This window comes from Marinifilum fragile JCM 15579 (assembly GCF_001310955.1).
Classification (GTDB): domain Bacteria; phylum Bacteroidota; class Bacteroidia; order Bacteroidales; family Marinifilaceae; genus Marinifilum; species Marinifilum fragile.
This window is the reverse complement of sequence record NZ_BAZX01000031.1, coordinates 1-17,808: the sequence shown is the minus strand read 5'-3', so window position 1 is coordinate 17,808 and position 17,808 is coordinate 1. Positions and strand designations below refer to the sequence as shown.

The 17,808-nt window shown below is 34.6% G+C and carries 18 protein-coding genes; 9 read left to right on the top strand and 9 right to left on the bottom strand.

Features of this window, described 5'->3' with window-relative positions:
- Positions 1 to 67: 67 nt before the first annotated feature.
- The 3 genes from JCM15579_RS16925 to JCM15579_RS16915 form a co-directional block, all read right to left on the bottom strand.
- A complete protein-coding gene (locus JCM15579_RS16925; RefSeq protein WP_054721964.1) occupies positions 68 to 1,309 on the bottom strand; it encodes a DUF438 domain-containing protein in 1,242 nt (413 codons plus the stop codon).
- Positions 1,310 to 1,376: 67 nt separating this feature from the next.
- Entirely contained in the window at positions 1,377 to 2,384 is a 1,008-nt protein-coding gene (locus tag JCM15579_RS16920) for a glycosyltransferase family protein (RefSeq protein ID WP_054721962.1), read from the bottom strand.
- A gap of 64 nt (positions 2,385 to 2,448) precedes the next feature.
- On the bottom strand, positions 2,449 to 3,318 hold the full coding sequence (locus JCM15579_RS16915) for a UDP-2,3-diacylglucosamine diphosphatase (RefSeq protein ID WP_054721960.1): 870 nt from the start codon (positions 3,316 to 3,318) through the stop codon (positions 2,449 to 2,451).
- A 277-nt stretch (positions 3,319 to 3,595) separates the two neighbouring features.
- Here JCM15579_RS16915 and JCM15579_RS16910 point away from each other — a divergent pair, with 277 nt between their 5' ends.
- On the top strand, positions 3,596 to 4,744 hold the full coding sequence (locus JCM15579_RS16910; protein ID WP_054721957.1) for a hypothetical protein: 1,149 nt from the start codon (positions 3,596 to 3,598) through the stop codon (positions 4,742 to 4,744).
- A 39-nt stretch (positions 4,745 to 4,783) separates the two neighbouring features.
- On the opposite strand, the gene sigZ is transcribed toward JCM15579_RS16910, so the two are convergent.
- The 3 genes from sigZ to JCM15579_RS16895 all read right to left on the bottom strand — a co-directional run bounded on the left by sigZ (position 4,784) and on the right by JCM15579_RS16895 (position 6,604).
- A complete protein-coding gene (gene sigZ / locus JCM15579_RS16905) occupies positions 4,784 to 5,335 on the bottom strand; it encodes an RNA polymerase sigma factor SigZ (RefSeq protein WP_054721955.1) in 552 nt (183 codons plus the stop codon).
- Between the two features lie 183 nt (positions 5,336 to 5,518).
- A complete protein-coding gene (locus tag JCM15579_RS16900) occupies positions 5,519 to 5,770 on the bottom strand; it encodes a hypothetical protein (RefSeq protein ID WP_054721953.1) in 252 nt (83 codons plus the stop codon).
- A gap of 117 nt (positions 5,771 to 5,887) precedes the next feature.
- Positions 5,888 to 6,604, bottom strand: coding sequence for an RDD family protein (locus JCM15579_RS16895; RefSeq protein WP_054721951.1), 717 nt, complete (start codon positions 6,602 to 6,604; stop codon positions 5,888 to 5,890).
- 208 nt (positions 6,605 to 6,812) lie between these two features.
- Between JCM15579_RS16895 and JCM15579_RS16890 the strand changes: the two genes are divergently transcribed.
- Genes JCM15579_RS16890 through JCM15579_RS16860 form a run of 7 tightly spaced genes read left to right on the top strand, consistent with a single transcriptional unit; the run spans position 6,813 to position 13,469 of the window.
- Positions 6,813 to 7,775 (top strand): stage II sporulation protein M, encoded by a 963-nt coding sequence (locus tag JCM15579_RS16890; protein WP_054721949.1) that lies wholly within the window; start codon positions 6,813 to 6,815, stop codon positions 7,773 to 7,775.
- Positions 7,776 to 7,778: 3 nt separating this feature from the next.
- Complete coding sequence (locus JCM15579_RS16885; RefSeq protein WP_054721947.1) at positions 7,779 to 8,639, top strand: hypothetical protein; 861 nt, start codon at positions 7,779 to 7,781, stop codon at positions 8,637 to 8,639.
- Complete coding sequence (locus tag JCM15579_RS16880) at positions 8,632 to 9,366, top strand: hypothetical protein (protein WP_054721946.1); 735 nt, start codon at positions 8,632 to 8,634, stop codon at positions 9,364 to 9,366. The genes JCM15579_RS16885 and JCM15579_RS16880 overlap by 8 nt, the downstream gene beginning before the upstream one ends.
- A 1-nt stretch (position 9,367) precedes the next feature.
- The gene (locus tag JCM15579_RS16875) at positions 9,368 to 10,555 is read left to right on the top strand and encodes a DUF4350 family protein (protein WP_157471533.1); all 1,188 of its coding nucleotides are present in this window, start codon (positions 9,368 to 9,370) and stop codon (positions 10,553 to 10,555) included.
- A gap of 14 nt (positions 10,556 to 10,569) precedes the next feature.
- Entirely contained in the window at positions 10,570 to 11,550 is a 981-nt protein-coding gene (locus tag JCM15579_RS16870; protein ID WP_054721942.1) for an AAA family ATPase, read from the top strand.
- A complete protein-coding gene (locus JCM15579_RS16865; RefSeq protein ID WP_054721940.1) occupies positions 11,550 to 12,881 on the top strand; it encodes a DUF58 domain-containing protein in 1,332 nt (443 codons plus the stop codon). Before JCM15579_RS16870 ends, JCM15579_RS16865 begins: the two co-directional genes overlap by 1 nt.
- Before the next feature lie 12 nt (positions 12,882 to 12,893).
- Entirely contained in the window at positions 12,894 to 13,469 is a 576-nt protein-coding gene (locus JCM15579_RS16860; protein WP_054721938.1) for a peptidylprolyl isomerase, read from the top strand.
- Here JCM15579_RS16860 and JCM15579_RS16855 read toward each other — a convergent pair.
- Positions 13,453 to 14,145: an HAD family hydrolase gene (locus JCM15579_RS16855; RefSeq protein ID WP_054721936.1), complete on the bottom strand. Its 693-nt coding sequence runs from the start codon at positions 14,143 to 14,145 to the stop codon at positions 13,453 to 13,455. The genes JCM15579_RS16860 and JCM15579_RS16855 overlap by 17 nt on opposite strands.
- 147 nt (positions 14,146 to 14,292) lie before the next feature.
- Here JCM15579_RS16855 and JCM15579_RS16850 point away from each other — a divergent pair, with 147 nt between their 5' ends.
- A complete protein-coding gene (locus JCM15579_RS16850) occupies positions 14,293 to 14,667 on the top strand; it encodes a DUF7670 domain-containing protein (protein ID WP_054721934.1) in 375 nt (124 codons plus the stop codon).
- A 2-nt stretch (positions 14,668 to 14,669) separates the two neighbouring features.
- On the opposite strand, the gene JCM15579_RS16845 is transcribed toward JCM15579_RS16850, so the two are convergent.
- Positions 14,670 to 15,605 carry a metallophosphoesterase gene (locus JCM15579_RS16845; RefSeq protein ID WP_172677461.1) on the bottom strand — a complete coding sequence of 312 codons (936 nt, stop codon included), beginning with the start codon at positions 15,603 to 15,605 and terminating at the stop codon, positions 14,670 to 14,672.
- A gap of 184 nt (positions 15,606 to 15,789) precedes the next feature.
- Entirely contained in the window at positions 15,790 to 17,262 is a 1,473-nt protein-coding gene (locus JCM15579_RS16840; protein WP_054721930.1) for an aminotransferase class V-fold PLP-dependent enzyme, read from the bottom strand.
- Positions 17,263 to 17,808: the final 546 nt, after the last annotated feature.

The window sequence follows — 17,808 nt, the reverse complement described above, 5'->3', positions numbered from 1 at the left end:
TACTAAATATGTAAGCCCTGAGAAAATATTACTCTCAGGGCTTTTATTTTACTTTCTCCATCGTTATTTATTCCATCAACCTCTTCTCTCCTTCAAGCTTTTTCAGCTCGGTTAAATCCTGACTCACTTCGATACAACCTTTGTAGTTTCCTTCTTCATCGCGCAAAGCGAAGTATTGAATTAAAATAAACCTGCCTTGCATTTGAATCCAGAAGGGTTCGCTATCTTTTGCTCCCGATTTAAAGGCTTTCAACAGCTCATCTACAACGTGGACACTCTCGGGTGGATGACAGTTCTGAACGGTTCTGCCAATAATTGCTTTAGAACGGGTAAAAAACCTGTCCTTAGGATTAGAAAAGAACCTCACTCTGTCGTTTTCATCAATCATTGTGATATCGACAGGGAGATGATTCAGAAGCATCATTGCCTGGCCCAAAGTCATTAACCCAGTATCAAAATTTAGTAATGTGTTGCCCAATTGGCGAGCATCAAGCTCTTCTCCTTCCAAAGCAAACAACTTCGATTCTTTACTTTTTTGTTCCTGAGAAAAAACAGGAGTATCAATAAAACTAAACCCTAATTCCACACTTTGTTGATTCATTTCATCCCATAAATCGGATGATACAGCATTCAGTGCTACCGGAAACAGTAAGTGTTCTTCTCTGAAAATAATGGTATACATCAAAAAGAACAGGTCCCCAATTAACTTATTAATTAAATTGAGGTCTGGTTGATCGGCACCAAGTGCCTGCAGCAATTCCTTTCTGATGCGTCTGATATCGTCGTGAATGGACCACATCACCCCCAAACATTTGTATTCTGGATACTGATTTTCAAAATAAGGAAAGAAGATATTCTCTTTTCGTGAATAATGCTTTTCGAATTCTTCAAACTCCTCAATTCTTACATAAATTTCCTGCAGGTCATTCTTTAATTGCTCCTCGGTTTGTGCTTTATTAAAAGATTTAACCAAAAGTTTGATTTCCCCTAATCGTTTCTCCAACTCGCGATTTTCACGCATTAAAATTCCCAAGAAATGATTGAGTTCCAATTCTGGTTTTTCATGATCAAGAATAACATTGTGAAATACATTCAATGATTTATTGATCCCTATTTTCAGATCTTCCATTGATAAATCTTCCTCAACCAACCTATGAACCACCTGGATGATATCGTTGGGGCATAAATGATCAATAGCCTCCTGATGAATGCTGATTAATTCTTTCCCATTTTTCCCATTAATAAGGTCTAGACAAAACTGAAAAAGAGAATCAATGCGAGAGGCATTGTTATTAATAAATTCTGACATAGTGATATTTTTCTGTTGATCAGATCAAAATACAACAAATGTCACTTTCGAACAAGCCTAAAATGGATTACTCCACCTTTTCCTGACCGGCATAATGCTGCAAAAGAAATTCGACCACCGACCGTGCATTATCAGGATAGTTAAGTTTCTCAATTGCCCTTCCCCCATTAATCCATTCCTTTATCTTTACCGGACCATCATCCTCCAAATCTGCAATAACAGGAATTCCCAATTCTTTTAATGCATGAGCATTACAGACTTGTTCGAACTGATTTTTCATTGGAATCACTGCAAGCTTCTTTCCTAGATACAAACTCTCAGCAGGAGTTTCGAATCCTGCTCCACAAAGAACTCCTGCACAATCTTTCAAACTCTTAATAAAAGCCTCTCCGTTTACCGGGTTAATCTCAACATTTTCTGAGCGGTATTTGTTTTTGCTGTGTTTTGAAAAAACCACCCATTTATAATTTGGGAAGTGCGACAGAACTGAAATCAATCTCTCATCAGAGTAAGCAGGCAAATAAACCAGATAGTAGCCATGGTTTTCTGGCTCTAATAATCTTATTTCTCTCCTGATTACCGGGGTAAACATGTTATGCCCATATTCTTTAAAGTGAAAACTCACATTGTGATTGCAAGGGGCATAGTTTTTCAGAACCTGATAGCCAAGAAATTCAATTTTCGCAGGCATTGGTGTCCTTGAATTCAACATGGCTGATTGATGGCTCAAACCCAAACAGAAAACTTTCTTAAGCTTACAAGCCCAGGAAGTAACTGGTTCAAAGTCACTAATCACCAAATCGTATTCGTCAACAGGCAAACTACGAATGTCTTTGATAAATCGAATGATATTAAATTTTCTGATGGTTTTCCAAATATCGATACCTCCATTCTTGCCAAAGAAAAATCCCAATCCTTGTTTTTTGTATCTGATAGGATGATTAAATTCCAAATCATGGTGCAAGCCTGATATTAATATGTCAACTTCGGCTTCTTTCTGAAGATGCGGTATGAGTTCAATGGCACGACTCAAATGTCCGTTACCCGTTCCTTGAATTCCGTATAATATTTTCATTAAATAATTCTAGATCAAATAGTAGTTCCTAAAAATTTCCCAGATCATTTTTACATTGTGCTTGTTATGAAACTGAAATTGTTTTTCCAGACATAGATGTAAAATCGACAAGCATTTGCTTAAAGATTTTTTCATTATCCTCCAGTTTATAACTTTCCAAATCAGGCTCTAGACTTTTAGCATTCAAATCCTTGTGGTACTCATAAATGCTCCACTCTCCTTTGTGATACTCCAAAGCACTCAAACTTTCAATCCAATCACCTGAGTTCAGATAACATGTCGATCCATTTTTAGATTTTATTTCCTTAAATTCCGGATGATGAATATGACCACACACAACGTAATCATAGCCTTTATCAATTGCAATTTCTGCTGCAGTTTGCTCAAAACTATTGATGTATTTTACTGCAGATTTTACACTATTTTTTATTTTTCTTGATAAAGAAACTTTCTCACGCCCCATCAATTTTGCAAAGTAATTCACCACTGAATTGATCATGATTAACAGGTCATATCCAATTGAACCAAGTTTTGTTAACCACTTGGCATATTGCATGGTAACATCAAAAACATCACCATGAAACACCCAGGCTTTCTTGCCATTGAGGTTTAAAATCAACTTGTTTACAATTTGTAACTTGCCTAAAGTAAATCCCTCAAATTTCCTAAGCAATTCATCATGATTACCAGTTACGTAGTACACTGGAACTCCTTTTGATAATAACGATGTAATGTGTTTGATAATACGCATATGGGATTTAGGCCAATATCTTTTTTTAAATTGCCAGATATCCACAATATCACCGTTCAATATTAACTTTTCAGGTTGGATCGAATTTAGATATTTCAGTAGTTCATCGGCTCTACACCCTATTGTTCCCAAATGTATATCTGATAAAACTACAACTTCTACCTTTCGCTTGTTTTTTGTCATAAATTCAACTACTTGATTATAGGTAAAAGTACTTTCTGCTTGTTAACTTATTCAATAAGAAAGTTTATGAAATGATAAATTGTATTTCATATGGAGTTAAGAAATTGTAATAATCCATGCCCGAATGTTAAGATATTATTACAAAAGATTGACTTGGTAAAAAAATGGCTCGCTATTTGTTTAAGTTTTCTAAACGAATATGGCAAATAAATAGAAACAATCCCATGGCATTGTCGTAGTACTAATCTAAATTTGCCGATGAATAAAACCACTAAACATGAAAAAAACTTTACACTACATTTTTATAGCACTTATTATTAGTTTATCGTCCTGTAGTTCTGGTGAAAAAGCATTACAGCATGGCAATTATTTTGCTGCAGTAAGCAAGTCTATTGATCGATTAAGATCAAATCCTGATAAAGCAAAAGCACAGGAAACATTACTTGCCAGCTATCCTCTGGCCGTTCAATGGTACGAGAGAGAAATTAATAATTTACAAGCGTCTGCCGATCCTTTTAAGAATACCAAATCTGTGGATAAATACCAATTGTTGAATCGCATGTATAATGATATTAACAGATGTCCAACTGCATTGCAATTAATTCCAAATGCCAAATCATATCAAAATGAACTGGAATTGACGAAACAAAATGCTGCACCTGAATGCTATCAAGCAGGATTGAATGAACTTGTAAAAGGAGGAAGACAAAATGGGATTAATGCCTATAATCATTTCCAGAAAGCCAATAGTTTTGTTCCCAATTACAAAGATGTTCAGATCAAACTTGGGGAAGCTGAATACATGGCAACCTTAAAAGTGATCATTGAGCACATCCCTGTCAATTCACAAAAATACAAGCTAAGTTCAGAGTTTTTCCAGGATCAGGTTACCCAATACCTTTTCCACAATATCAAAAGAAGATTTGTGCGTTTTTACACTCCTAAGCAAGCTGAACTTGAAAAACTTGAATACCCTGATCAAATTATTTCTATGGGATTTGAAGATTTTGTTGTTGGAGAAACTCACGATACCAATTATGAGAAAGACGTAATTAGTGCCGATAGTGTTGAAGTGGGAAGCACAACCTTAAAAAATGGAGAGAAAATTAAAGTATATAATAAAGTAAAAGCAAAATTGCACATCCACAAACGAGAAGTCATTTCGAAAGGATTACTTTCTTTGAAAGTCATTGAGTTTGGGAATCAAAAAATCATCAGCGATAAACAATTTGGTGGTCAGTTCAACTGGTTTTACGAATGGGGGCATTTTAATGGAGATGAAAGAGCTTTGACTAAAGAAGAGCTGGAAATCTGCGAACATGAACCAATATTGCCACCTCCCCATCAGGATTTGTTTGTTGAATTTACCAAGCCAATTTATACAGACCTTACACAGGAGTTGAGAAGGTTTTACAACAGATATTAATAAACAAAAAAGCCATTAGTTTTGAAACTAATGGCTTTTTTAATTTTCCCTGCAATTGTCACAGCTTGACGCTTTCTTTTCATAGTCAATAATCCTTCCTTTTGAATCTTTTTGAAAACTACAACACTTACTTAATGCTTCCTTTAAAAGATTTCTACCACGCTGAACTCTCGATTTAGCAGCAGAATATGATATGTGTAGTTTTTCTGAGAGTTCTTTTTGACTCAAACCATTCAACTCACTTAATAAAAGTGCATCTCGATAATCCTCCGGTAAAGACTTAATCATTGGCACGATGCAAGTTTGAATATCAGCCATAGCATTCGCATCATTTTCGTCTTCCATCTCTAGCACCTGAATATCTGCATCTTCATGATTTTCGCAACGTCGATAGTGATCAATTATGACATTTCTTGTGATCTGAAATAGCCAGGCTTTTATCTTTTTCCCTTCTTGTAAATTATCAATATTATTGTGAATTTTTATAAAAACTTCCTGCAATAAATCTTCTGCCAAAGCTGAATCAGATACTCTTTTTCGAATAAAAGAAAGCAATTGTTTGTGATATGTTCTCCAAATGTGCTCTACCATACATACTCCAATTAAACTATTGAGAGCAAAAATATAAATTTTGAAAAACTATCTGTAACGATTCTAAATAAAAAAACCATATACCTATTGTTCCGCTTGCACGAAATAATAAATAAATGGTTTTGTGAAAACTAATTAGTAGTGATTTTCCTAAATAGGTATTGCAAATATATTTCAGATATTCTAGCAACCGCAACCTTCGCCACAGCCACACGCTTCTACCACGTATTTCATATCTTTAAATTGATCGGCAAAATCATTTTTTTCTTTGTTCTCCGGAGGACACTGACATGGTCCAAGTCCCCTACAAGCGCAATCCTTAAGAGGTTTTTCTTCTAAAGTATCTAGAACTTTAACCAATTCGGCATTTACATTATCATCGTTACAACATCCACCGGTATGATACAATTGAGATCCACAACATTCGTTAATCATATTCTATTTTTTTACTTTCTACATCTTAATTTTTAATCTCATTTGGGTAGACGCAGAAAATGAAAAATGGACGCAAAAAAAATCGACAAAAATTAAATTTTGTCGATTTCTTCTGATTTATAAATCTTTATGAATGAAATTATAATCGTCGATTAAGGTTTGGAAAAATTGTTCTGGTTGCATTTCTGTTTTCATGCCTAATTGCTCCATCACTTTTGCTCTGGCTTTTAAACCAAAGGTTAGCTTTTCTACTGGGTCATTCATCGTTTTCAATTGTTGTATCACCCTTTTGAAAAGCTCCAAATCTTTATCCTCTATTTTCCTTGATTCAGGGAAAACCAATTGATAATTCTCTGGTACCTCAGACAATATGGTGTTGGTAAGTTTCATGGTATGGTTCGTTTTAACCACAGTTGTTTTTGCCAGAATATCTCCAATTCTTTGGCCTTTTTCTCCTATAACAATAGTAAGTATCGCTGCTACACCATTGGTCAATGTAATATCTACCAAACGAAACATCCAACGAATTAAATAGTGAATAAACCCAGGAGCATCTCCATCAACTTTACAAACCTTTATTTTCATGATACGTTTTCCAGGTGTTTGGCCATTCATAAAGGTTTCAAAAAGCAAAGAATAAAATAAGAGTGGCAACAAAAACACAAATCCTATTTCAAACGCCTCTCCCAAAAAACCAATAATCATGGCAATAAAAAACATACAAACCCCAATAAATACCATATCCAATAAATAAGCAGCTATTCTTTCACCGACACTGGCTAGAGGAAAACTTAGATGTACATTCTGAGTTGTTTCAATTCCAATTTTTGACATAGATAGTTTTGTTTAATACAAAACGAATATACTTATCGGAAACAAAAGATAAAAATTTACACGCATAATTTATTAAACAGAATTCATATACTATTGTTTTTCTACAACTTAAAAAAATAAGATGTAAATTATCATCAAGCACCATTTGTTTATTAAACTATTTAAAATAACTTTAGCGATCTAACACAGACTATTGGCTCTAATATTTATGAAAGAAATTGTATTTCTTAACCGAAATAAGGATAAATGGGAAAAGTTTGAGCAATTAATTAATAATCAATCGGCAAGTAACCCAGATACTTTGGCTAATTTATATATCCAACTTACTGATGATTTATCTTACTCCAGAACATTCTTCCCCAAGTCTTCAACTACTGCATACCTTAATCAGTTAAGTATGCGTGTTCATCAACAAATTTACAAGAACAAAAAGGCAAAAAAAGGAGCATTTAGAAATTTTTGGACAACCGAGCTTCCGTTAACATTATACGATATAAGAAAGCAATTACTATATGCATTTTTGATCTTCTCTGTATCGGTTCTAATTGGTATTTTATCTTCAAGAGGAGATCAAACCTTTGTTCGAACCATTTTAGGAGATGACTATGTAAACATGACCTTGGACAATATTAAAAACAATGACCCAATGGCAGTTTATAAACAGCAGGGACAAACTTTAATGTTCCTGAGTATTACCATTAATAATGTACGAGTATCCATATTGGCTTTTGTGCTGGGAATTTTTACTGCTTTCGGAACTGGATATGTGCTATTTTCAAATGGTGTGATGCTGGGCAGTTTCACTTACTTCTTTATTCGATACGATTTATTTTGGGAATCAACCAGGGTAATATGGATACATGGAGCTTTAGAAATATCGGTAATTGTAATTGCTGGTGCAGCAGGTATTGTTTTGGGAAATAGTATGATATTTACAGGAACTCTACCTCGAAAAACATCAATCCAAATTGGTGTTAGAAAAGGAGTGAAAATCATTGCCGGAATCTTCCCAATATTCATAGTTGCCGGGTTTTTAGAGGGCTTCGTAACCAGGCATACTGATATGCCCATGGCCTTGAGTTGGGCTATAATCATCAGTTCCTTTTCATTTATCATCTGGTATTTTGTAATAAATCCTGTTAAAGTATATAAGAATCAACATAAATATTAAAAAATGACTACAGAGAATTTTAGACTTGAAAAAGTAAGAGATTTTGGACTTCTTTTTAGCGACACTTTCCTTTTTATAAAGTATAACTTCAAAAACTTATTAAAAGGAATGCTTTACTACGTTGTACCTTTTGGATTACTGCATGGCGTTGTGATGGGCTTATTGCAATATGAAACTCTACTTTCAATTGGAAACGGTTCTGGAATAGGTGCTAATTATTCATCATCCACTGTTATCTATTCAACTATTGCATCTTATTTTTTCATGCTAGTTTCATACTCAGTAGCAATTGCCTTTGTAACCCAATACATTAAGCTATATCGCGATAAGGGTGCGAATAATTTTGAGGTAAACGAAGTTGGAAAATCAATGTTAAATAATATTCCAAAAATATTAGGAGCTATTATTTTGTCAGGTATAATTGTTGTATTGGGATTCATTATTCTTATCATCCCTGGGATATACATTGCAGTTTGCATCAGTTTGGTAGTTCCAATCATTATTTTCGAAGATGAAACCGTAGGAAATGGCATTAGTGCGTGCTTTAATCTGATTAAGAACAATTGGTGGAACACCTTTGCTTTTCTATTTGTTATTGGATTAATTAGTTCTGCATTAAATTTTGTATTTCAACTTCCATCAACAATTTATCAATTAATGAGCACCATATTTATGGCTAGTGGCGATGCAATGACACCGAGTAAATCTTTACTAATCTTATTTTCGATTATTCAAGGAATTGGATATGCGCTTATACAAGTTTTACCTTTAACGGCCATTGCCATGCAATACTTTAATTTAATTGAGAGAAGACAAAGCCCAGCTTTATTAAAGGATTTGGAATCAGTTGGTAATAATGAATAACTTATTTAAAATACTACTCATATCAATTTGGTTCCTGTTACTATCGGGAACCAAACTCTTTGCTGCCCATATCAATGAGGCAGATACTTTAATTCTTGATAAAGGTCAAGTAGAAATTTATAAAAAAGCCATTACCCAAAGTAGAATTGAGAACTATCGTCAACAAAGCGATTTTAACTACGAATATTCTGAGGTAGAAAATATCAGTTTATTCGATAAAATTCGCTTGATGATAAATCGTTGGATGGCCTTTCTTATTAAAAGTCTTGGTGTAGTATGGTTCTTACGATATATCATTCTGGGCGGAATTATAGTTCTTCTTATCTATATTATCCTTAAGAGCAACGCTAGTGGATTATTCAGTCCGCATCAAAAAATTATTAATATTCCATTTGCCGATGATGTAAATCCTGAAAACGTAAATTGGGAGGAAGAAATAGAGAAAGCAGTAAAAATGGGAGAATACAGACTTGCTGTTCGTTACCAGTTCTTATCCTCATTAAAATCGCTTAGCAAAAACAATTTTATCAATTGGAAAGCTGAAAAAACCAATTACGATTACATCAACGAGATAAAAGACAAGCAGGTAAAAACAGATTTTAATGACCTAAGCAATCTATACGAAGCTGTTTGGTATGGAAATTTTTCAATAATTCATGACGAATATGCACTAATTGGTCAGGATTTCGAAAAATTTAACTCATTGTTTAATACAAGAAATCAATAAAATGAAACTGATAATTCCAAAATCAACTTATCCGTTTATCGTCATCTTAATATTGTTGTTTCTTGTCGAACTCTTCTCACCAACACCAATCGACTGGACGCAAAACTTCAATTCCGACGACAAAAGGCCTTTTGGTTCGTATCTTTTAATGGATCTGATTAAAACTGATTTGTTTTCAAATCACGAAATAGAATTCAAATCAATTCCTGTTTTTAATTATCCTGAAAGTAGCAGTTCTGATTCCCTGAAGAACTACATTTTCATTACCAATAACTTGGAAATGCAAAAATGGGACGTTGATAAATTGATAAAACTCGCCGAAGATGGAAACCAAATTTTTATTGCAGCATCATCAATTAGTTTTCCTTTAGCAGATACACTTGATCTTAGTCTTACACCAAATGTATTTTTTTCCAATCTTGGAAAAACAGTGCGCATTCAAAAATTTGAAAACCAAAACATTTCTTTAAACAAAACCTATAAGTACGAAAAAGCTTTTGATGTTGTAAGTATTAAAAACTTTAACAAAGACAGTTTGATTGTACTGGGAAGGGATACCGATAAAAACATACAATTTATTAAAAAGCAATTTGGCAAAGGAAATATTTTTTATTGCTGCCAACCATTGGCATTTACCAATTACAATGTAGTAACATTAAATAATGCTGATTACATTGCAGGAGCTTTTAGTTATCTTCCAAACCGTCCAATCGTTTGGGATGAATATTACAAACCAACTAGAGCATTAAGACACAGTTCACCACTAAAATACCTGTTAACCTATCCGCCTTTAAAATTGGGTTTTTACCTGTTGTTTTTCTGTCTGATCTTCTTACTTCTGTTTCAAGGAAAAAGACAACAGAGAATTGTGCCATTAATTCAACCGTTAAGAAATACTTCTCTTGAATTTATTAGAACTTTAGGTTCCTTGTATTACACAAAGAAAAACCACAAAGACATTGCGGATAAGAAATTCAAGTACTTTAAAGAGTTCATTAGAAGCAGATATCATATTGAATTCAAAAAGGAAAACATTAAAGAATTAAGCAGTCGATCGAGTTTACCGGAAAAAACATTACGAATGTTGTTCGATCAATCCAAATCAATAGAAACACTAACTCATTTAACTCAGGAAGGTTTGGAAGATTTCCACTCCAAAATAGAGTACATTTATAAAAATTGCAAATAAGACAATCACATCATATGGAAAGAAACACACAATTCGAAAATAGAATTGATTTAGGTGAATTAAATCAGCTAATCAATCAAATTAAGTTTGAGATCCAAAAAGTAATTGTTGGACAAGAAAAAAACATTGACTTACTCCTTGTTGGACTATTCGCTAAAGGGCACATTTTAATTGAAGGTGTACCTGGAATTGCCAAAACTTTATCGGCAAAACTATTGGCAAAAGCAATTAGTTCTGATTTTTCAAGAATTCAATTTACACCTGATTTAATGCCTTCAGATGTTTTAGGTACTACTATTTTTAACATGAGTAAATCTGAGTTTGAATTCAATCAAGGACCTATATTCTCGAACATTGTGCTGATTGATGAGATCAACCGTGCTCCTGCCAAAACTCAATCCGCCCTATTTGAAGTAATGGAGGAATACCAGGTAAGTATTGACGGTAATACCTATAAAATGGGTGAACCATTTTGGGTATTGGCAACTCAAAACCCAATTGAACAGGAAGGAACCTATCGATTGCCTGAAGCACAACTTGATCGATTCTTGATGAAGGTTGAGTTTGAATATCCAAGCGAAGAGGAAGAATTAAGCATACTTGAAACCAAACATGAACGAAGAGGTGCATTAGAAACCCAAATCATAAACAAGGTAATATCTGCTGATCAAATTAAAGAAATGCAAAATAGGGTTCAGTCGATTCATATTGATGAGAACCTGAGAAAATACATTGTGCAAATTGTTCAAAAAACCAGAAATCATCCTGGAATCATTTTGGGAGCCTCTCCTCGTGCATCGGTTTCGGTAATGACAGCTGCTAAGGCATTCGCTGCCATTCATGGACGAGATTTTGTGACTCCTGACGATATCAAAAACATTGTTGCTCCGGTTTTACATCATCGCTTAATTTTAACTCCTGAAAAGGAAATGGAAGGAATTAAACCAAAGGAAATCATTCAACACATTTTGGAAGGTATTGAAATCCCACGATAATGAAGTTTATTAAATCTTTATACCTACACCCTTTTTTCTATTGGCTGATTAGCGCAATTGCAGTGATATCCGTATTGGGCTTTTTTATCCCGATACTCTACACCATAGCTAAATTAGCATGTTTGTTATTTGTGATAGCTTTTGGGTTTGATATCATTCTCTTGTATCGAATTAAAGATGCTGTTCAGGCAAAAAGAACTTGCCCGGAAAAATTATCGAATGGAGATGAAAATCCTATTCTGATTAAGCTACAGCACAACTACAATTTCACAGTTCATATCGATTTGATTGATGAAATCCCAATTCAGTTTCAAAAGAGAGATTTTAACTATTCACTATCGTTAAAAGCAGGAGAAGAGAAGCTGGTTAATTATTCTCTTAGACCCTTAAGTCGTGGAGAGTATCACTTTGGAGTAATTAATGTTTATGCCAGTTCTCTCTTAAAAATCATTAAGCGAAGATTTAAATTGGGGAATTCGGAAATGATTCCCTGCTATCCTTCATATATGCAAATGCGCCAATACGAACTGATGGCTATTTCGAACCGATTAATGGATTTTGGGATTAAAAAGATCCGAAGAATTGGACATCAAATGGAGTTCGACCAGATTCGTGAGTATGTAAAAGGCGATGATTACAGAACCATAAACTGGAAGGCAACGGCCAGAAAATCACAAATCATGGTTAATCAATATCAGGATGAGAAGGCTCAGCCTGTTTATTCGATTATCGATTGTGGTAGATCTATGAAAATGCCTTTTTATGGACTCAGCCTGCTGGATTATGCCATAAATACCAGTTTGGTAATATCGAACACGGCAATTTTAAAACACGATAAGGCTGGATTACTTTGCTTTGGCAGAAATGTACACTCCAATATTCGCGCAGGAGGCAGAAGAACCCAGGTAAAGAAAATCATGGAGGTTTTGTACAATCAGGAAACCGATTATCCAGAACCTAATTACGAATTGCTTTATTCATCGGTGAAGCACTTTGTTAGAGGCAGAAGTTTGCTTATGCTGTATACCAACTTCGAGAGCTTGGATTCTATGAAAAGACAGCTACCCTATTTGCAGGGATTGGCTAAAGACCATCTTTTGGTTGTGATTTTCTTTCACAATTCGGAAATTGAAAAAATGACAAAAAAATCAGCCGACAGTATAGAAGATATTTACGTGAAAACCATTGGTGAAAAATTCTTATTCGATAAAAAATTAATCGCAAAAGAGTTGGAAAAATATGGTATTCATACAATATTAACTGATCCCAAAAACCTAACGGTAAATAGTTTGAATAAATATTTGGAATTGAAATCCAGAGGTTTGATTTAACATGATACAACTATGAAAAACTATAGCATCATTATTATCGCATTTGTGTTAACTGTATTTGCATGCAATTCGAAAAATCCAATAGTTACAATAAGTACTGAATTGGGCGAAATTGAATTGGAAATATTTGAAAACAAAGCGCCCATTACAGCCAAACATTTTATGCAAAATGTTGACAAGAATGTTTTTAAGGATGCTTGCTTTTACCGTGTTGTCAGATTGGACAATCAGCCGAATAATGATATAAAGATTGAGGTTATTCAAGGGGGATTATTCCATGATTCGATCGTGGATAAGCTACCTACCATAAAACATGAAACTACCAAAGAAACTGGTATTTTACATACCCATGGAGTAATCTCCATGGCCAGATTGGAACCAGGATCTGCAGGTACCGAGTTTTTTATTTGTATTGGCAATCAACCTGAGCTGGATTTTGGCGGAATGCGCAATCCCGATGGACAAGGCTTTGCTGCTTTTGGAAAAGTCACAAAAGGAATGGATGTGGTCAAGAAAATTCAAACACAAAAAGACCAGGGACAGATGCTAGACGAGCGTATTAAAATCCTATCTATAAAACGTAGGTAGTTAACTCTTCAATCTTATCGATCTTTTGAAAATCTGAATTGGAGATTTCCTCCTCTTCAACCATTTCGTGTACCCAAGTTGTGTGAAACGGCACATGAACAGCCTTACCTCCCAGATTCAAAACAGGCAGAATATCTGATTTTAGAGAATTCCCAACCATTAAAAACTCTTTTGGTTTAATATCAAGATGCTTGATTAGTTTTTCGTAATCACTTTCCTTCTTATCACTCATCACCTCGATGTGATGAAAATATTTAAGCAATCCCGATTTTTTCAACTTACGTTCCTGATCCAGTAAATCTCCTTTTGTAGCAACAATCAAACGATACTTTCCGAACAAAGTCTCTAAAACTGACTCTACCCCATCTATTAGCTCAACAGGTTTATTAATCTGTTCCTTTCCCAACTCCAAAATCGCTTGTACTTTCTCCGAAGAAAGCTTGCCATTGGTAATTTTTAATCCAGTCTCGATCATCGATAAAATAAAAGCTTTTGTGCCATAGCCATACAAAGGAATATTACCAATTTCAATCTTAAAAAGCTCTCTTGTAACCTCGTCCAAACTCATTCCATTGGTTAGCAATTCACAGAATTTCATTTCTGTTTCACGAAAATATGGCTCATTAACCCATAACGTGTCATCTGCATCAAAGCCAATCACCTTAATCTTATCCATAAAAGAAGTATTTTATCTTGTGCGAAATTACGAACAATCCCATAAAATCCAACATCACCCCTTAGCTTGACTTTATCTTAACAATTGATTAATTTTAATTGTAACCGCGAAGTACTGCTATTTTTCTCAACATTTTAAAAACGAATCATGGAACGAAGAACGAATTATCAAGATCATCCATCTCGATTTTTTCTACTGATTGCGAGAATTATAGGTTTTTTAATTGCCGGAGTCTTTCTATTGTTTATGGTTCCTGAATTCATCGAAATCTTGCACAATAAATCTGAATATACTGAATTCTGGATTTTTGTATTTTATATACTTGCAATGATATATGGTGCTGGCTTTCTCCTCTCCTTTTGGAAAATAAAAATCAGTGCCTACATCATGATCGTAAGCAGTGTAGCAATTGCTCTTTATGGATTTTTGGATACTATGAGTTGGGCGATATTCCTAATTTTGATCCCCTTGTCGTTTTCAGGAATCTTATTCTTAATCTATTCTAAAAAAATGGATAAGTAAACCTACAATGCCTCCACCTTCTTCACCTTTTTAATTTTTACGATGTTCTTGGAATCCAATTGCCCACCATTCCATCGATAGGCTACCATAATGCCGCCATTTGCAACACAACCATCAACACAGCAAAGATTCTCGCGAACTATACCTGCTTGTCCATTTAGGCAATAATGCCCGAAAAACACTGGCAACTCATCTTTAGGGTAAAGTGGAATGTCGTAACACAATTCGCGCGGAATGGTATAATTGGGAAGTTTAAATTTATTCCCGAATGAAATATCCTCAAACCCCTTTCCTTGCATAGGTTCCCACCATTTTATTCTATAGGCCGTACGCTTAAAACCATAACCATCTTTAAGTACCATATCGTCGGGCATATTAAATTCTCTGCCCTTTAGCAAAAGCATTAAAGCATTAAATACTTTGTCACGCTCAAAATAAATTCTTCTTAAAAACTGCTTACTAAGCCTGTTTTCAGGATTTTCCTTCTTTATAATCTCAATAGCCTCATCATCCCATGAAGCATGAACCACTCTAAATCCATCTAACTCCAGGAAAATAGGAAGAGAACGCAGCCATTTTAGATATTTCTTACGTTTTGCCTTATCCAGCTTAAATTCTTCGTAAGTTTTTTTGATTTGAGTTTTGTTCTTCAGATTATGATCGCGTAAAAATAAACCATCACTGTCTTTTGTATAATAAGCCAGAACATTCAACTCATGATTTCCAACAATTGCGTAAGCATTTCCCGATGTTACCATCTTCATAACAATGCCTAAAGTCTCAAAAATTGCTGGTCCCCTATCTACAAAATCACCCACAAAAACAGCCTTTCTTTCAGGATGTGAATATCCCGAATCCCCTTTAGTATATCCTAAGAATTTCAACAGTTTCTTTAGTGTTTCCGCCTCTCCGTGAATGTCTCCTATTATATCGTACACTTTTTTTTCTGATTGGTTAATCTTCACCAAAAATATAAAATTATTTGAATTTGCACATTTATAAATTTTTCGATGAACTTTTGATAATGAGGAATTAAAATCTGCAATATAAAAAATGCTTATCCGAAAATCGATTTCAATCGAAAAATCAGATAAGCATAGAATATTTTAAACGAATTCTAGTTTACAGATTGAATAAACCGTTCACTTCTATTTTTTTCTTGATATTCTGATCTCCACTGTAGTAAAATTCATTCACTTTACGATTGTAGGAATAATCATTCTTCCACTCCTCATAGTTTTCAATTACCTTTTCCAAAGAATCAATAAAATAAAGTACCTCTTTGTTAGTAGTTGTTGGATGCAAAGACCAGCGCACCCAGCCTGGCTTATGCGACAAATCGCCTGAAGTAATTTCACTGGTAATAGCATCCGATTGTTCCTGACTAACTTCCAACAAGTAATGCCCATACGTACCAGCGCAGGCACAACCTCCTCTTACCTGAATTCCAAAGCGATCATTCAGTAATTTCACCAACAAATTGTAATGAATGTACTCCACGTAAAATGAAAGAATACCTAGTCTTTTCTGAACATTATCAGCAAGGATATGAACATCTTTAACTGCTTTTAATTTACCAAAGGCGAGCTCTAAAAGTTCCTCTTCCCTTTCAGCAATATTCTTGGTTCCCATTTGGTTCTTTACCTCAATTGCCAAAGCGGTACGAATGGCTTGAAGAAAACCTGGTGTACCACCATCTTCACGAGCTTCAATATTATCAACAAACTTGTATTTTCCCCAAGGATTTGTCCAATCTACCGTTCCTCCACCCGGATTATCTGGCACCTCACTATTGTACAAGTTCGAATCGAAAATCATTACCCCGGAAGACCCAGGACCGCCCAGAAATTTGTGAGGCGAAAAGAAAACTCCATCCAGTTTGGCTTTCGGATCGTCAGGATGCATATCAATATCAACATATGGAGCTGATGCGGCAAAATCGATAAAGCAGATTCCACCATATTCATGCATAATTTTAGACATTTCGTAATAGGGCGTAACAATACCCGTTACATTGGAACAGGCCGTAAATGAACCAATTTTCATTTCTCTATCCTTATATTTTTCCAACTCTGCTCTCAGATTATCCACGCTAATGGTTAAATCATCGCCTGGTGGAACAACCACTACATCAACATTGGTTTCGTACCAGGAGGTTTGATTGGAATGGTGCTCCATATGAGTCAGAAAAACAACCGGTTTTTCTCTTTCTTTTTGGCATTGATATCTACCAATCATCCCACAGCCTTTTAATCCAAGAATTCGTTGTAGTTTATTCACAACAGCAGTCATTCCAAAACCAGCATGGATGATTACATCATCCGGTCCTGCGTTAACATGTTTTTTGATTAATTCCTGAGCTCTATGGTAAGATTGAGTCATTAAAGTTCCCGTCTCATTGGTTTCCGTATGCGTATTGGCAACATAAGGGCCAAACTCTTTTAACATCTTCTTTTCCAAGGGACCGTACAAACGTCCGCTTGCAATCCAATCTGCATATACAATCTTTTGCTTTCCAAAAGGAGAATAAAAGCTAGCATCGTAACCAACTGTATTCTTTCGAAACTTTTTAAAATATTTTTCTAAACTACTCATTGGGTTAGGGTTAGTTTTTATGGTTTTAGGTTTCTTTTAAGACAATCATTAATTCGTTTTGGGTGAAAACAAAATTAGATTTTAATCTTTTTACCTTTTTATAATGAGCTTCAAAATAGATATTTGCACCTGCAAAAACAAGAAGATATATCAGCTTTTTTAAGGGCTTTAAAGATTAGAATTATCCTTAATAACCAATCAAAATGAACAATAACAAAGAATAATGACCATTCCAAGGGTTTAAAGCATGCAAAAACCTATAGCAAACTGATGTTTTAATCTTCAATCACTACCACTCTAACTTGAAACACTCAAATTGAAACTTCTATTGGACTCCATCAACTTGATTGAAGGAAATTCAAGCTTCAATTGGACCCAAACAATTTGATTGGATGTATTTAAACCTTTAAATTCTGTCAAACAAAATGGAAAAATGGAAATTAAAGCTTAGATCACTATCCTACAAGTTGCAGGGCTTAATTTCAAGCTTCAATTGAACCCAAACAACTTGATTGGATGTATTTAAACCTTTAAATTCTGTCAAAC

Excerpts from the sequence above, each read along its gene's own strand:
- JCM15579_RS16870 (WP_054721942.1), top strand. The coding sequence starts at position 10,570 with ATGGAAAGAAACACACAATTCGAAAATAGAATTGATTTAGGTGAATTA.
- JCM15579_RS16850 (WP_054721934.1), top strand. The coding sequence starts at position 14,293 with ATGGAACGAAGAACGAATTATCAAGATCATCCATCTCGATTTTTTCTA.
- sigZ (WP_054721955.1), bottom strand. The coding sequence starts at position 5,335 with ATGGTAGAGCACATTTGGAGAACATATCACAAACAATTGCTTTCTTTT.
- JCM15579_RS16855 (WP_054721936.1), bottom strand. The coding sequence starts at position 14,145 with ATGGATAAGATTAAGGTGATTGGCTTTGATGCAGATGACACGTTATGG.
- JCM15579_RS16860 (WP_054721938.1), top strand. The coding sequence starts at position 12,894 with ATGAAAAACTATAGCATCATTATTATCGCATTTGTGTTAACTGTATTT.
- JCM15579_RS16840 (WP_054721930.1), bottom strand. The coding sequence starts at position 17,262 with ATGAGTAGTTTAGAAAAATATTTTAAAAAGTTTCGAAAGAATACAGTT.
- JCM15579_RS16895 (WP_054721951.1), bottom strand. The coding sequence starts at position 6,604 with ATGTCAAAAATTGGAATTGAAACAACTCAGAATGTACATCTAAGTTTT.
- JCM15579_RS16920 (WP_054721962.1), bottom strand. The coding sequence starts at position 2,384 with ATGAAAATATTATACGGAATTCAAGGAACGGGTAACGGACATTTGAGT.
- JCM15579_RS16915 (WP_054721960.1), bottom strand. The coding sequence starts at position 3,318 with ATGACAAAAAACAAGCGAAAGGTAGAAGTTGTAGTTTTATCAGATATA.
- JCM15579_RS16880 (WP_054721946.1), top strand. The coding sequence starts at position 8,632 with ATGAATAACTTATTTAAAATACTACTCATATCAATTTGGTTCCTGTTA.
- JCM15579_RS16910 (WP_054721957.1), top strand. The coding sequence starts at position 3,596 with ATGAAAAAAACTTTACACTACATTTTTATAGCACTTATTATTAGTTTA.
- JCM15579_RS16900 (WP_054721953.1), bottom strand. The coding sequence starts at position 5,770 with ATGATTAACGAATGTTGTGGATCTCAATTGTATCATACCGGTGGATGT.
- JCM15579_RS16890 (WP_054721949.1), top strand. The coding sequence starts at position 6,813 with ATGAAAGAAATTGTATTTCTTAACCGAAATAAGGATAAATGGGAAAAG.
- JCM15579_RS16925 (WP_054721964.1), bottom strand. The coding sequence starts at position 1,309 with ATGTCAGAATTTATTAATAACAATGCCTCTCGCATTGATTCTCTTTTT.
- JCM15579_RS16885 (WP_054721947.1), top strand. The coding sequence starts at position 7,779 with ATGACTACAGAGAATTTTAGACTTGAAAAAGTAAGAGATTTTGGACTT.
- JCM15579_RS16865 (WP_054721940.1), top strand. The coding sequence starts at position 11,550 with ATGAAGTTTATTAAATCTTTATACCTACACCCTTTTTTCTATTGGCTG.
- JCM15579_RS16875 (WP_157471533.1), top strand. The coding sequence starts at position 9,368 with ATGAAACTGATAATTCCAAAATCAACTTATCCGTTTATCGTCATCTTA.